The following is a 14,263-nucleotide window of genomic DNA, read 5'->3' on the forward strand; positions in this document are numbered from 1 at the left end:
AGGGGGCTGCGCCCCCTCGCGCTCCCCCCTTGCGTATTTGGGGAAAGATGAAGCCGAGGCCGGGCGGATGCGATCAGGCGTTCCAGGCGATGGCGGTCTGGGTCTGTTCGCCGAGGCCCTCGATGCCGAGGCGCACGGTCTGGCCCGCGCGCAGGTAGGTCTGCGGCTTCTGGCCCATGCCGACGCCGGGCGGCGTGCCCGTGGAGATGATGTCGCCGGGCTGAAGGCTCATGAACTGGCTGACGTAGTGGACGCGGTGGCGCACGCCGTAGACCATCGTCCGGGTCGAGCCGTCCTGGTAGCGGTGGCCGTCGACCTCGAGCCACATGGCGAGGTCCTGCGGGTCGGCAACTTCGTCTTGCGTCACGAGCCAGGGGCCGATGGGGCCGAAGGTATCGGCGGATTTTCCCTTGATCCACTGGCCGGATCGCTCGTTCTGGGAGGCGCGTTCGGAATAATCGTTGATCACGCAGTAGCCCGCGACGTGGTCCATCGCGTCGGCCTCGTCGACATAGGAGGCGGTCCGGCCGATGACGACGCCGAGCTCGACCTCCCAGTCGGTCTTTTCCGAGCCGCGCGGGATGCGCACGGGGTCGTTCGGCCCGCAGATCGCGGAGGTGGCCTTGGCGAAGATCACCGGCTCGGGCGGGACCTCCATGCCGCTTTCGGCGGCGTGGTCGGCGTAGTTGAGGCCGACGCAGATGAACTTGCCCACGGCGCCGACGCAGGGGCCGAGGCGGGGCTCGCCCTCGACCACGGGCAGCGTCGCGGGGTCGAGGGCCGCGAGCCGTGCGAGCCCCTCGGGCGTGAGCGTGTCGCCCGCGATGTCGGCCACCGCGCCCGAGAGGTCGCGGATGCGGCCCTCGGCGTCGAACAGTCCCGGCTTTTCCGAGCCCGGAGGCCCGTGGCGCAAGAGTTTCATGTCCCTGTTTCCCGTCGCTTGGTTCGGTCAGACGTTGGACCAGCCGCCGTCGATCACGACGGCCTGCCCGGTCATGAAGGCGCTTTCGTCGCTGCCGAGGTAGACGGCGAGATGCGCGATTTCTTCGGAGGTGGCGATGCGGCCCATCGGCTGGCGCGCGATGAAGTCGGCGCGCGCCTTGTCCACGTCGCCGATGGCCTCGCCCTGCGCGCGGACCCGCGCGTGCCACGAGGGGCTTTCGACGGTGCCCGGGCAGATCGCGTTGGCGCGGATGCCCTGCGTGACGAAATCGGCGGCGACGGACTTGGTCATGGCGATCACCGCGGCCTTGGTGGCGCCGTAGACGAAGCGGTTGGGGGCGGCGATGATCGAGGAGACGGCGGAGGCCATGTTGACGACGGTTCCGCCGCCCGCGCCGATCATGGCCGGAAGGAAGGCACGGGTCATGCGATACAGGCCGCGCACGTTGAGATCGAGCGAGAACTCGAACGCGTCGGGGTCGCAATCGAGGATCGTCCCGTGGTGGACGTGGCCCGCGCAGTTGAACAGGATGCCGATGGCGCCGGTTTCGGCGGCGAAGGCCGCGACGGCGTCGGCGTCGGTCACGTCGAGGCGGTGCGTCCGGGCGCCCGCGGCGGCGAGCGGGGCGAGGCTGTCGCCGTCGATGTCGGTCGCTATCACCTCGGCGCCCTCGGCGATGTAGGCCAGGGCCGTGGCCTGGCCGATCCCGGCGCCGGCCGCCGTGATGACGGCGCGTTTGCCCTTCAGTCGCATCGATCCCTCCGATCGGGCCGCGAGGCGGGCTTGCCGCCCCCACCGGCCTTGGCTAACATGCTAGAATGTTATCTGGCGTCACAAGCGGACCGCAACCCGAAAACGGACCCGATGCCGGGGCCGGTGCGTCGCGCCTGGCGCCGCTGGAGGCCTACGAGGGCTCGTTGGCCACGCGCGTCTACCAGAGCCTGAAGGACGCGATCCTGTCGCTTGCCTATCAGCCGGGCGAGATCCTGCGGAAGGGCGAGATCTGCGAGCATCTCGGCATCTCGCGCAGCCCCGTGTCGGAGGCGGTGACGCGGCTGGCGGCGGAGGGCCTTGTCGACGTGGTGCCGCAGGCCGGGACCTTCGTGGCGCGGTTCTCGATGTCGGAGATCCGCGAGGGGGCGTTCCTGCGCGAGGCGCTGGAGGTGGCCGCGATCGAGCAGGTCGCGGACGGCCTCACCGAGGAGCAGCTGGTGGCGCTGCGCCGGAGCCTGCGCATCCAGGAGGCGCTGGTGGAGGATGACGACGTCGCGGGCTTCTACAAGCTCGACGCCGAGATGCACGAGCTGATGCTGTCCTTCACCGGCTACCGGCGGCTGGCGCAGATCGCCGAGACGAGCTGGCTTCAGGTGAACCGCGCGCGGCGGCTGGTCCTGCCCAACCGGCGCCGGATCGCGGAGACGCTCGAGGAGCACCGCGCGATCGTGGATGCGCTGGAGGCGCGCGACCCGGAGGCCGCGCGGACCGCCACCCGCACGCATCTGCGCCAGCTGCTTCGCTACCTCGAGCCGCTGGAGCGCGAGCATCCGGAACTGTTCCAGCGCAAATGAGCCGTCCGAACCGTCCCCGCTACGCCGCCCGCCTCAACGCCTTCAGGCGCAAGGGGGAGACGGTGATCGACATGATCGGGCGGGCGGCCGAGGTGGGCGGGCTGGACGCGGCCGACCTGAACTATCCCGACCATTTCGCCGATCACCGCGCGGGCGAGGTCGCGGCGCGGCTGGCCGATGCGGGCATGGCGGTGAACGGGCTCGCGATGCGCTACTACACCGATCCGGGCTTCCGGCTGGGGGCGTTCACCCATCCCGACCGCGCGGTTCGGCGCAAGGCCATCGACCAGACCAGGGACGGCATCGACACCGCGCTGTCCATGGGCGCGCGGCTGATGACGCTGTGGATGGGGCAGGACGGGTTCGATTACGCCTTCCAGATGGACTACGCGCGGGCCTGGGACGATACCATGGCCGCGCTCGAGGAGGTCTGCGCCCACGCGCCCGAGTGCGGCATCGCGCTGGAATACAAGCCCAACGAGCCGCGCGCCTTCGCGCTGATGCCGGACGTGGGAACGACGCTTCTGGCCTGCCGCGAGGTGGGGCGCGAGAACCTCGGTGTGACGCTCGATTTCGCGCATGTGCTTTACGCCGACGAGATGCCCGCGCATTCGGCCTACCTCGTGTCGCGGCATTCGCGGCTGATGGGCCTGCACCTGAACGACGGATACGCCAAGCGCGACGACGGGCTGATGGCGGGCTCGGTGCACCCGGTACAGACGGTCGAGCTGCTGGTCGAGGTCGCGCGGCAGGGCTACGACGGGGTGATCTACTTCGACACCTTTCCCGACATGGGCGGTCTGGATCCCGTGGCCGAGGCGCGGGCCTCGATCGCGATGACCGAGCGGCTGAAGGTGCTGGCGGGCGAGCTTTACGCCAGCGAGGCGCTTGCGGCGGCCATCGCGCGGCAGGACGCGGCGGCCTCGTCGCGGATCGTGGCCGCGGCGCTTTACGGGGCCTAGGGGCGGATGTCCGGCCTTCTGGTGGTGGGCGCGCTGCACTGGGACGTGGTGGTGCGCGCGCCGCGCCTGCCGCGCGTGGACGAGACGCTCAAGGGGCAGGCGGTCGATTACAGGTTCGGCGGCAAGGGCGGCAACCAGGCGCTGGCGGCGGCGCGCGCGGGCGCGCGGACGGCCTTCGCGGGGCGCGTCGGCGCGGACGACCCGGGGCGTCGGATGCGGGCCGCGCTTGTCGCGGCGGGCGTCGATGTCGCGGGCCTGCAGGAGGGGCGGGGCGCGTCGGGCATGAGCGTGGCGATCACCCGCGGCGACGGCGCCTACGGCGCGGTGATCGTGTCGGGCGAGAACCTTGCGATCGACGCCGCGGCGCTGATGGTGCCCAAGGGGTGCCGGATGGTCCTTGCGCAGAACGAGATCGCCGCCGCGACGCTTGGCCTTCTGCCGGGGTTGGCGCAGGCGGCGGGCGCGGAATTCTGGCTGAACGCGGCGCCGGCTGACGATCTGCCCGAGGGCCTTCTGCGGCAGGTGGACGGGTTGATCGTGAACCGGCTGGAGGCGGGCGACCTGCTGGGCTCGGCGGCCCTTTCGCCGGGGGAGATGGTCGAGGGGCTGTCGGCGATGGCGACGCGCGCGACGGTGATCGTGACGCTGGGCGAGGAGGGCGTGGCCCATGCCGTGCCGGGCGGCGATCCGGTGATCGCGCCGGCGCGGCGGGTCGAGGTGCGCTCGACCCATGGCGCGGGCGACATGTTCGCGGGCAGCCTTGCCGCGGCGATCCTGCGGGGCGACGATGTCGGCGCGGCGGTCGCCTTCGCGCAGGAAAGGGCGGCGGCGCTGATCTCGAGCCGCCGCTGAGACGCGCCTAGATCCGGTAGAACCGCGCCGCCGTGCCGCCGAACACGGCCTCCTTCGCCGATGGCGACAGGTGATCGGTCAGCGCCTTGGCCGCCTCGCGCCAGTCGTCGTAGCTGGCCTCGAGCTGGCAGACCGGCCAGTCCGAGCCCCACATCACCCGGTCCGGGCCGAAGACGTCGAGGACGTGGCGGGCGTAGGGTTCCAGTCTGTCCAGCGTCCAGCCGTCGCTTTCGGTGACGATGCCCGACAGCTTGCAGCAGGCGTTCGTGTCCTCGGCGATGGCGCGCATCCCGTCGGCCCAATGCGCGAAGCTTTCGACCGAGTGGGACCTGATCTGGGGCTTCATGCAATGGTCGATCACCACCCGCATCTCGCGGTGATGGGTGAGGATCTTGTAGAAGTTTTCGAGATGCCGCGGAAAGCCGAGCGCATCGAAGGTCAGGTCGAGGTCGATCAGCGCCTCGTAGGCCCATGCGATGTCGTCGCGCAGCATCCAGTCGTCGTCCGCGATGTCCTGTATCATGGGCCGGACGCCGGAGAACCTGGGATGCTCGGCCAGCCGTTCCAGATGCGCGCGGTCCGACGGTTTCTCGAAGTCGATCCAGCCCACGACGGCCGCGACCGACGGCGTCGCGTCGGCGATGCCGAGCATGTATTCCGTCTCGAAGACGGTGGCGGCGGCCTGCACCAGAACGGTGCGCGAGATGCCGTGGCGGTCGAGCATGGGGGCGAGGTCGGCCGGATGGTAGGGCCGCGCGAGCGTGGCGTCGTCCATGGGCATCCAGTCGTAGTCGCCCCGCCGCGGGTGCCAGTAGTGCTGGTGCGCGTCGATCATGTCCATCTCTCAGTCCTCTGTCGGCGCGTCGTCGCGCATGAGTCCCTCGGCCTTCAGGTCGGCCCAGAGAGCGGACGGGATCGCGGCCCCGGCCGCCCGAAGGTTGCTGTCCATCTCGGCCACGCCCTGCCCGCCGGGGATGACCGACACGACGCAAGGATGGCGCAGCGGGAACTGGAAGGCCGCGTCCACCAGCCGCACGCCGTGCGCGCCGCAAACCGCCTCGATGCGGGCGGCGCGGTCGAGGATCCCGGGCGGCGCGGGGTCGTAGTTGTAGAACGCGCCGGGCCGGGGTCCGGTGGCGAGGATGCCGGAATTGTAGGGCCCGCCGATGACGACGCCGATGCCGCGCGCCTCGCAGAGCGGGAGGAAGCTTTCGAGGGCGTCCTGTTCCAGCAGGGTGTAGCGTCCGGCAAGAAGGAAGAGGTCGAAATCGCCGCGCTCGGCCAGCCACTGACACGGCTGCCATTCGTTCAGCCCCGCGCCGAAGGCCCTGATCGTGCCTTCCTCGCGCAGCCGCAGAAGCGCCCTGTAGCCGCCCTCCATGAACTCGGCCAGCCGCGCGTCCAGCGCCGCCTGCGAGCCGTGGTTGAAGACGTCGAGATCGTGGGCGTAGAGGATGTCGATCCGGTCGACGCCAAGCCGCTCGAGGCTGAACTCGACCGAGCGCAGGACGCCGTCGTGGCCGTAGTCGTAGACTTCCTGCCGGGCGGGCACGTCGAACCACTTGCCGACGCCGTCGCGGTCCTCGGGCGCGCAGGCCCGCAGGAGCCGGCCCACCTTGGTCGACAGGACGTAGCCGTCGCGCGGCTTGCCGCGCAGGAACCGGTTCAGCCGCGTCTCGCCGAGGCCGAGGCCGTAAAGCGGCGCGGTGTCGTAGTAGCGGATGCCCGCATCCCACGCCCGGTCGAGGATCGCCTGCGCCTCGTCGTCCGGTATCGCCCTGTAGAGATTGGCGAGCGGCGCGGTGCCGAAGCCGAGCCGCGTGAAGGTCAGCCCGCCGTTTCCCAAGCGGTCCCAATGCCTTGTCTCTTGCGCCATGCAGCCCCTCCGTCAACTGACATGCTAGAATAAAACGCGGTGGACTGCACCTGTTTCTTGCGCCAGCATGGACGCGAGGAGAGGGATCATGGACCGTTTCAAGCATACGTTCGGCACGTCGAAGCCGGTGATCGCGATGGTGCATCTCGGCGCCCTGCCGGGAAGCCCGCTGCACGATGCGCAGGCCGGCGTGGCCGGCATCGTCGAGGCCGCCGCCCGCGACCTCGACGCGTTGATGGCCGCGGGCGTCGACGCGGTGATGTTCGGCAACGAGAACGACCGCCCCTACGAGCTGGAGGTGGACGCGGCCTCGACCGCGACGATGGCCTACGTCATCGGCCAGCTGCGCGGGCGCATCGCCGTTCCGTTCGGCGTGAACGTGCTGTGGGACCAGATGGCGACAGTCGCACTGGCGGCGGCGACCGGCGCCGCGTTCTGCCGCGAGATCTTCACCGGGCTCTATGCCTCGGACATGGGGCTTTGGGCGCCCGACGCGGGCCGGGCCATGCGCTACCGCGACCGGCTGGGGCGGCGGGACATGCTCATGCTCTACAACGTGTCGGCAGAGTTCGCGGATTCGATCGACCGCAGGCCGCTGGCCGACCGCGCGCGCTCGGCGGTGTTCTCGTCGATCCCCGACGCGGTGCTGGTGTCGGGCGCGATCACCGGCGAGGCCGCGCGGATGGAAGACCTGGAGGCGGTCAAGGCCGTGCTGCCCGGCACGGCGGTCCTGGCCAATACCGGCGTGAAGCACGAGACGGTGGCCGAGGTCTTCCGCATCGCCGACGGCTGCGTGGTTGGGTCCTCGCTGAAGGTGGACGGGCAGACCTGGAACGCCGTCGATCCCGAGCGCGCCGCCGACTTCATGGCGCGCGTCCGCGCCGCGCGGGGCGGCGCATGAGCCGCATCGCCGACGACCTCAAGGCGCTGATGCTGGTGCCGGGCGTCGCCGGCCACGAGGAGCGGGTGCGCGCCGCGCTCCGCGAGCTGCTGCCGGTGGAGGCGCGGACCGACGCGCTGGGCAACCTGATCGCGAGCATTCCGGGCGAGGGGCCGCCCGTCATGCTGTTCACGCACATGGACCAGCTCGGCCTGATCGTGCGCAAGGTCGAGACGGACGGCCTGATCCGGGTGCACCGGCTCGGCGGCATTCCCGAACGCGCGCTGCCCTGCCAGGAGATGATCCTGTGCGCGCGCGGCGGCGACATCCCGGCCATCGTCGGCATGAAAAGCCATCACGCGACCCAGCCCGACGAGAAATACAAGGTGCTTCCGGCCACCGACCTCTACCTCGACGCCGGGTTCTCCTCGAAGGCCGAGGCGGAGGCGGCCGGCGTCGTGATCGGAACGCCCGTGGCCTACAGGCCGCAGGCCGTCGAGCTTGCCGGGGGGCGTATCGCCGGGACCAGCGTGGACGACCGTGCCGGCTGCGCCGTTCTTGTAGACGTTTGCCGCTGGTTGGCGGAGCGCGAGGTCGGGCCGCCCGTCCACGTCGTCTTCGCCACGCAGGAGGAGTTCAACCTGCGCGGCGCGCAGGTGGCCGCGCAGGCGCTTCGGCCCGCCATCGCCATTCAGGTCGACCTGATGATGGCGACCGACACGCCCGACATGGCCCATCTCGGCGAGATGCGGATGGGCGGTGGGCCGGGCATCAGCCTCTACAGTTTCCACGGGCGCGGCACGCTGAACGGCGTCCTGCCGCATCCCGCGCTGGTCGATCTGTTCGAAGGGGCGGCGGCGGCGGAAGGGATGGCCCTGCAACGCTCGGCCCAGATCGGCGTGCTGACGGACAACTCCTATGTCCAGCTGGTGGGCGAGGGCGTGGCCGCGATCGACGTGGGGTTCCCCATGCGCTACAGCCACGGGCCGCGCGAGATGGTGCAGGTCTCAGACCTCGAGGATCTCTCGCGGCTGATCCTTGCCGCGCTGTCGCGGATCGGACCCGGCTTCCGGACGGAGCGCGGGTGATGCGCTACACGCTCGGCGTGGATATCGGCACCTACCAGACCAAGGGCGTTCTGGTGGACGACGAGGGCCGGGTGGTGGCCGAGGCGGCGCGCGATCACCAGATGATCGTGCCGCGCCCCGGCTGGGCCGAGCATCGCGCCGAAGAGGACTGGTGGGGCGACTTCGTCCACGTCACCCGCGCGGTTCTGGCGGCCTCGGGGGTGCCCGGCGACGAGGTCGCCGCCGTCGCCTGTTCGGCCATCGGACCGTGCATGTTGCCGGTGGACGGGCAGGGCGCGCCCCTGATGAACGGCGTGCTTTACGGGGTCGATACCCGCGCCATGGCCGAGGTCGAGGAGATGACGCAGGCCATCGGCGCGGATGTCGTCCTCGACCGGTGCGGCAACGCGCTGACTTCGCAATCGGTGGGCCCGAAGATCCTCTGGCTGAAGCGAAACCGCCCCGAGGTCTTCGACGCGGCGGCGCGGATCCTGACCTCGACCAGCTTCGTGGTGCACCGCCTGACCGGCGAATACGTCATCGACCACTACACGGCCGCAAACTTCTCGCCGCTCTATGACGTGGGCGCGCAGGACTGGTGCTTCGATCTCGCGCCCGACCTGATCGGGGCGGATCGCCTGCCGCGCCTGCTGTGGTCGTCGGAGATTGCGGGCAGGATCACGGACAGCGCCGCCGCCGAGACCGGCCTCGCCGCCGGGACGCCGGTGACGGCGGGCACGATCGACGCGGCGGCCGAGGCGCTTTCGGTGGGCGTCCGGGGGCCGGGCGACATGATGGTCATGTATGGCTCGACCATCTTCATCATCACGCTGACGCCCGAGCGGGTCCGCGACGCGCGCCTTTGGTATGCGCCGTGGCTGTTTCCCGGACAGCACGCCTCGATGGCGGGGCTCGCGACCTCGGGCACGCTGACCCACTGGTTCCGCGACCAGTTCGCGCGCGAGCTGCCCCGCGACGAGGCCTTCGCGACGCTCGCCGCCGAGGCGGCCGGGATCGCGCCCGGCGCCGACGGGCTTTTGTTCCTGCCATATTTCTCGGGCGAGAGGACGCCGATCCACGACCCGCACGCCAAGGGCGCCTTCTTCGGGCTGAACCTGACGCATACCCGAGCGCATCTCTATCGCGCGCTGCTGGAGGGGATCGCCCACGGCACCGCCCATGTGGCCGAGACCTACCGCGGGGCGGGCGCGCCGCCGACGCGCGTGCTGGCGGTGGGCGGCGGCACGCGGAACGCGATCTGGATGCAGGCCACTTCGGACATCTCGGGGCTGGATCAGGAGGTCTGCGAACGGACCACGGGGGCAAGCTACGGCGACGCGTTTCTCGCGCGCGTCGCGCTGGGCGAGGCCGAGGCGGGCGACATCGCCGCGTGGAACCCTGTGGCGCGCAAGGTGGTTGCCGGAAGGCGGCCGGAATACGTGCGGGCCTATCCGCTGTTCCGGCGCCTCTACGAGCAGACCAAGGACATCGCGAGGGATCTTTCGACATGAGCCCGAGGGACTTCGCCAGAACGGCGCTGGCCGAGATCGGCGAGGTCATGGACCGGCTTGACGTGGCGCCGGTCCGCGCGGCCTGCGAGCGCATCGTCACGTCGCGCCACGTCATGGTCCACGGCTGCGGGCGCGAGGGGCTGATGATGCGCGCCCTCGCGATGCGGCTGCATCACCTCGGCCTCTCGGTCTCGGTGCAGGGCGACATGGCGGCGCCGCCCCTGTCGCGGGGCGATGTCTTCGTCGTCTCGGCGGGACCCGGGGAACTGTCGACCGTCACCGCGCTGATGGGGCAGGCGCGCGAGGCGGGGGCGGACATCATCTTTCTGACCGCCGTGCCCGAAACCCACGCCGCGCATCTTGCGAGCCTTGTCCTGCCGATCCCCGCGCAGACGCGGGCGACCGAGCACGAGGCGTCCTCGGCCCTGCCGATGGGGTCGCTTTACGAGGGGGCGATGTTCGTGCTGTTCGAGGCGATGATCGACGATCTCGCCCGTCATCTGGGCCAGAGCGCCGGGGACATGCGCGCGCGCCACACGAACATGGAATGAGGCCTCACTTCACCGCGCCGGCGGCCATGCCCTTGATGATGTAGCGCTCCAGCACGATGCCGATGACCACGAGCGGCAGGATCGCCGCCGTCGAAAGCGCCGCCATCGACCACCAGTTGATGCCCTGCGATCCCGTCTGCGAGGCGACCATGACCGGCAGCGTCACGGCGTCGGTCGAGGCCAGGAGGGCCGCGAAGAAGTATTCGTTCCACGTCAGCACGAGGCACAGGATGAAGGCCGCGACCATGCCGGGCAGGGCGATGGGCAGGATGATCGTCAGGAACGCCCCCCAGATCGACAGCCCGTCGACCAGCGCGGCCTCCTCCAGCTCGGTGGGGATGGAGCCGAACTGGTCGCGCATGATCCAGATGACGATGGGCATGACCGTGAGGGCGTAAAGCAGGATCAGCCCGATCCGCGTGTCCAGAAGGTCGATCTCGCGGTAGAGCACGAGGAAGGGCAGGGCGAGGACCACGGGCGGCAGGATCAGCTGGCTGAGGAAGAAGAACGAGATGTCGTCGTTCTTCATCGGACCGAAGCGGTATTCGAAGCGCGACAGCCCGTAGGCCGCGAGCGAGCCCAGCACCAGCGCCAGAAGCGACGCGCCGACGGAGACGACGGTTGAGTTCCAGAACCGCAGCATGAACTGCTCGCGGACCGTCGAGGGTTCGATGATCGTCTCGGGGCTGAGGCCCAGCGACCGCCAGCCAAGCCATTCGGGCTGGTAGTGCACCCAGGGGATCAGGTTGCCCTGCATCACGTCCGGCGCGGTCTTGAACGAGGTCGTGACCGTCCAGAAGATCGGCCCGAGGCAGATGATCGTCCAGAAGATCAGCACCGAGTAGATCGCGACCCGGCCCAGGTACCATTTCGGGCGAAAGGCACGGTCGGCCTCGGTGTCGCGGAAGATCTGGGTGGTCGCGTCTGCCATGTCAGTATCGGGGCCTCATCCAGCGGGACACGAGCTTGATGAAGATCGTGAAGGCGATGACGATGAGCACGAGGTAGACCACGGCCAGCATCGTGCCGTAGCCAACGTTCGAGCGGTCGCGGTATTCGCGGAAGATGTAGGACGTCACGCTGTCGGTGGCCCCGCCGGGACCGCCGGAGGTGATCGTGATGATGATGTCGGCCAGCTTCAGCTTGAAGATCATACGGATCATGATCGCGGTGATCGAGACCGGCAGCATCAGCGGGAACGTCACCTCGCGGAAGTTCTGCCACGGCGTCGCGCCATCGACGCGCGCGGCCTCCTGGATGTCCTTCGGGATCGACTGCAGGCCGGCCAGCAGCATGATCATCATGAAGGGGATGAAGGTCCACGCGTCGAGCGCAGCGATCAGGTAGGGCGCGATCTCGGCGTTGCCGAAGAAGCTGGGGTTCTGCCAGCCAAGCTCGCGGGCGACCCGTGCGAGGGGGCCGAAGCGGGCCTCGAACATCGACTTGCCGATCATCCACGACACCGCCACCGGGCTCAGCATCAGGGGCAGAAGGAAGGCCACGCGGAAGAACTTGCGCGCGCGGATCTGGCTGTTGAGGATCAGCGCGAGGCCGAAGGCGATGACGTATTCGACCGCGATCATCGCGGTGTAGAACACCATGTTGCCGAGCGCGTTCCAGTAGAAGCGGTCGCCCCACATCTGGCGCACGTTGTCGAGGCCGTTGAACTGCTGCCCGCCGACGGACGAAAGGTTCCAGTCGGAAAAGGCGATGGTGACCGCGAAGATCAGCGGGAAGATCACCATCGACACGATGAAGATCGTCGCCGGCGCGATGAAAAGCTGCCGCTTGCCGCGCTCGCCGAAGCGGATGACGAGCGACGCGCAATAGGCGGTGATGAACAGGCACCATGCATAGAGGGTGGGGCGCCAGGTCTCGACCAGCGCCGGGATCGAGGGGTCGGCCGCGCCGCGGTGGGCCACGATCTGCGCCCCGGCGACCGCGGCAAGGATGGCGAAGGCGCCCCACAGGAGCAGGCGGCCCAGCCGCTCGCGCGTGGGGCCGATCTGATCGTTGGTGACGACGTAGAGGCGGTCTTCGCTCATGCTCGCTCGCTGCCCGGTCCTGCCCCTCGGGGCGAAAAGGGTGCGGCAGGTCCCCCCGCCGCACCCGGTCGTGTCACGTCCCGGCGGCCCCGGTCACATGCCGAGCGACGCGCGGTAGAGCGCGACCTGGCTTTCGCGGCCGATCTGGTCGGTGATGCCTTCCCATGCCGCGGCGATGGCGTCCGCCGTCTCCTGCGCCGAGCCGTATTCGCCCGAAAGGCCCCGCACCAGTTCGTCCTCGGCGATCGAGTAGTACTGGAAGATGCCCGGGATGCGCGGCTCAACGGCGGCGTTGGGGTGGTTGTAGCTGTCGAGGTTCGAGCTGAGGTAATCCTCGACGAAGGCCCGGTCGTATCCCGCCGCTTCCCATTCCTCGTAGTTGAAGTGCGAGTTGCGGTAGGGCTGGAAGCCCGAGGGATAGGCCGAGCACCACAGCGACAGGTCGCGCCCGCCGAGATGCGCCGCCGCCGACCAGGCCGCCGTGCGCTTGCGCTCGTCGCCCTGGACGTTGTTGGTGACGTAGACCCCCCAGCCGATATAGGCGTTGTTGGGCGCCTCGTTCATCATCTCGTCCCAGGCGCCCGAGCGACTGTTGTAGACCCGCGTCGCGCCGGGGTTGATCGAGAAGCCGACGACGTCGCCCACCAGCGAGGTGTCCGAGGTCCGCGCGTTCGAGCCCACGTCGCCCCACCAGGTCAGGCCCATGCCGGTGCCGGCGAGGAACTGCTGGAAGGCCGTGGTGTTGGGGTCGGCGTTCAGCTGGTCGGCGGGGTAGGCGCCCTCGACCTGCATCAGGTCCATGACGTCCTGGATCGCCTGCACCCACGCGGGGTTGTTCACGCGCGGGGTCATGTCCTCGGGGTCGAACAGCCATGCCGGGTCGTCGGGATGCTTGGCGTAGGAGGCCGCGCGGTCGGCGAGGAAGTAGAACCCGAAGCCGCCCCAGGTGTATTTCAGCGGGTCGAGGAAGCCATGCGCGGGAAGGCCGGTCAGCGGGTCGGTCTTGCCGGCGAGGAAGCGCGAATGGGCGTTCACCTGCTCCCAGGTGGCGGGCGGCGCCCAGTCCGACCCATCGCCCTCCTCGGCCCAGGCCGCGGCAAGCTCGTCGCTCTCGTAGTAGTCCTTGCGGTAGGCGAAGGTATGGCAGTCGCCGTCGATCGAGACGCGGTAGGTCTGGCCGTCCCATGTGCCCACGGGCGCCTTGAGGTAGTCGACGTAGTCGTCCATGTCGATGTCGGCCGCGACCCATTCGGGCATCGGGTCTAGAAGGCCCCGACCGGCGGTGTCGCCCTCGAACGGCGCGCCCATCTCGAGCACGTCGAAGTCCACGGTGCCGGTCGCGATCGACTGTTGCAGGCGGGCGTTGTAGTCGGCCTGCGCGAGGTCGATCCAGTTGATCGTGGCGCCGGTGTATTCCTCCCAGGGGCGCAGGAAGCCGCGGAACAGGAAGTTGTGGAGGTTCTGGTTGTTGAGCCCCATGAAGGTCAGCTCGACCCCCTCGAACTCGCCTTGCGCGAACCGCTCGCGGGTGGAACCGAGGCACAGCTCGCCCACGCGCTGCCAGTCGCTGTCGGTGGGGCTGCCCATGCCGACGCCGGGTATCTGCAGGATCTGGGCGCGCAGGTCGCCCTGGGCTCGCGCGGCCCCGGTCAGGCCCGGAAGGCCGCCCGTCGCGGCCAGCGCGCCGACGCCGGCGGCCCCCCTCAGCATGGCGCGGCGGGACATCATCGCCCGCACAACGGCGTTGTAGTTCGAGACTTTCATTCCAAGATCCTCCCAATCGGTTCAGGGCTTCGACGACCCGTCGTTCCGCCTTCGCCATGTCCGGTCTAGCGCCGGATCGCCGGTGTCGAATGCGGAGGGGAGGCGCGCCTCCTCCCGGCGCAATCCCCGCACGGGGTGACGTCCCATGGGGGGATGTTCGGTCAGCGCCCGCCCGTGTGTCAAGCATCTAACATGTTAGTATGGTCAGATGGTGGACAGGCCCCTTGCCCTGCGCTACCCATCG

General features: G+C 69.6%; 14 protein-coding genes. 7 read left to right on the top strand and 7 right to left on the bottom strand.

Going from position 1 to position 14,263, the window contains the following annotated elements; translation table 11 throughout:
* Window positions 1-73 precede the first annotated feature (73 nt).
* Both P6F26_RS13965 and P6F26_RS13970 read right to left on the bottom strand, forming a co-directional pair.
* On the bottom strand, window positions 74-922 hold the full coding sequence (locus P6F26_RS13965; protein WP_278029307.1) for an ureidoglycolate lyase: 849 nt from the start codon (window positions 920-922) through the stop codon (window positions 74-76).
* A gap of 27 nt (window positions 923-949) precedes the next feature.
* A complete protein-coding gene (locus P6F26_RS13970) occupies window positions 950-1,696 on the bottom strand; it encodes an SDR family oxidoreductase (RefSeq protein WP_278029308.1) in 747 nt (248 codons plus the stop codon).
* Between the two features lie 164 nt (window positions 1,697-1,860).
* Between P6F26_RS13970 and P6F26_RS13975 the strand changes: the two genes are divergently transcribed.
* From P6F26_RS13975 to P6F26_RS13985, 3 genes are read left to right on the top strand one after another with little or no spacing between them, the layout of a single operon-like run.
* Window positions 1,861-2,511, top strand: a complete 651-nt coding sequence (locus tag P6F26_RS13975) for a GntR family transcriptional regulator (RefSeq protein WP_278029309.1) — start codon at window positions 1,861-1,863, stop codon at window positions 2,509-2,511.
* The gene (locus P6F26_RS13980; protein WP_278029310.1) at window positions 2,508-3,473 is read left to right on the top strand and encodes a sugar phosphate isomerase/epimerase family protein; all 966 of its coding nucleotides are present in this window, start codon (window positions 2,508-2,510) and stop codon (window positions 3,471-3,473) included. The genes P6F26_RS13975 and P6F26_RS13980 overlap by 4 nt, the downstream gene beginning before the upstream one ends.
* A 6-nt stretch (window positions 3,474-3,479) precedes the next feature.
* Window positions 3,480-4,325: a PfkB family carbohydrate kinase gene (locus P6F26_RS13985; protein WP_278029311.1), complete on the top strand. Its 846-nt coding sequence runs from the start codon at window positions 3,480-3,482 to the stop codon at window positions 4,323-4,325.
* 7 nt (window positions 4,326-4,332) lie between these two features.
* Here P6F26_RS13985 and P6F26_RS13990 read toward each other — a convergent pair whose 3' ends face one another.
* A complete protein-coding gene (locus tag P6F26_RS13990) occupies window positions 4,333-5,166 on the bottom strand; it encodes an amidohydrolase family protein (protein ID WP_278029312.1) in 834 nt (277 codons plus the stop codon).
* Between the two features lie 3 nt (window positions 5,167-5,169).
* Window positions 5,170-6,201 carry an aldo/keto reductase gene (locus P6F26_RS13995; protein ID WP_278029313.1) on the bottom strand — a complete coding sequence of 344 codons (1,032 nt, stop codon included), beginning with the start codon at window positions 6,199-6,201 and terminating at the stop codon, window positions 5,170-5,172.
* A gap of 88 nt (window positions 6,202-6,289) precedes the next feature.
* On the opposite strand from P6F26_RS13995, the gene P6F26_RS14000 reads away from it, so the two are divergent.
* From P6F26_RS14000 to P6F26_RS14015, 4 genes are read left to right on the top strand one after another with little or no spacing between them, the layout of a single operon-like run.
* The gene (locus tag P6F26_RS14000; protein WP_278029314.1) at window positions 6,290-7,102 is read left to right on the top strand and encodes a BtpA/SgcQ family protein; all 813 of its coding nucleotides are present in this window, start codon (window positions 6,290-6,292) and stop codon (window positions 7,100-7,102) included.
* Window positions 7,099-8,169, top strand: a complete 1,071-nt coding sequence (locus tag P6F26_RS14005) for a M42 family metallopeptidase (RefSeq protein ID WP_278029315.1) — start codon at window positions 7,099-7,101, stop codon at window positions 8,167-8,169. Before P6F26_RS14000 ends, P6F26_RS14005 begins: the two co-directional genes overlap by 4 nt.
* Complete coding sequence (locus P6F26_RS14010; RefSeq protein ID WP_278029316.1) at window positions 8,169-9,659, top strand: FGGY-family carbohydrate kinase; 1,491 nt, start codon at window positions 8,169-8,171, stop codon at window positions 9,657-9,659. The genes P6F26_RS14005 and P6F26_RS14010 overlap by 1 nt, the downstream gene beginning before the upstream one ends.
* A complete protein-coding gene (locus P6F26_RS14015) occupies window positions 9,656-10,210 on the top strand; it encodes an SIS domain-containing protein (protein WP_278029317.1) in 555 nt (184 codons plus the stop codon). Before P6F26_RS14010 ends, P6F26_RS14015 begins: the two co-directional genes overlap by 4 nt.
* Window positions 10,211-10,214: 4 nt before the next feature.
* Here P6F26_RS14015 and P6F26_RS14020 read toward each other — a convergent pair whose 3' ends face one another.
* The 3 genes from P6F26_RS14020 to P6F26_RS14030 form a co-directional block, all read right to left on the bottom strand.
* Window positions 10,215-11,141: a carbohydrate ABC transporter permease gene (locus P6F26_RS14020; protein ID WP_278029318.1), complete on the bottom strand. Its 927-nt coding sequence runs from the start codon at window positions 11,139-11,141 to the stop codon at window positions 10,215-10,217.
* Between the two features lies 1 nt (window position 11,142).
* Window positions 11,143-12,255 carry a carbohydrate ABC transporter permease gene (locus P6F26_RS14025; protein WP_278029319.1) on the bottom strand — a complete coding sequence of 371 codons (1,113 nt, stop codon included), beginning with the start codon at window positions 12,253-12,255 and terminating at the stop codon, window positions 11,143-11,145.
* A gap of 93 nt (window positions 12,256-12,348) precedes the next feature.
* On the bottom strand, window positions 12,349-14,019 hold the full coding sequence (locus P6F26_RS14030) for a type 2 periplasmic-binding domain-containing protein (protein WP_278029320.1): 1,671 nt from the start codon (window positions 14,017-14,019) through the stop codon (window positions 12,349-12,351).
* Window positions 14,020-14,263 lie beyond the last annotated feature (244 nt).

Origin of the sequence: Roseicyclus salinarum (assembly GCF_029624655.1) — a bacterium.
GTDB classification, from domain to species: Bacteria; Pseudomonadota; Alphaproteobacteria; order Rhodobacterales; family Rhodobacteraceae; genus Roseibacterium; species Roseibacterium salinarum.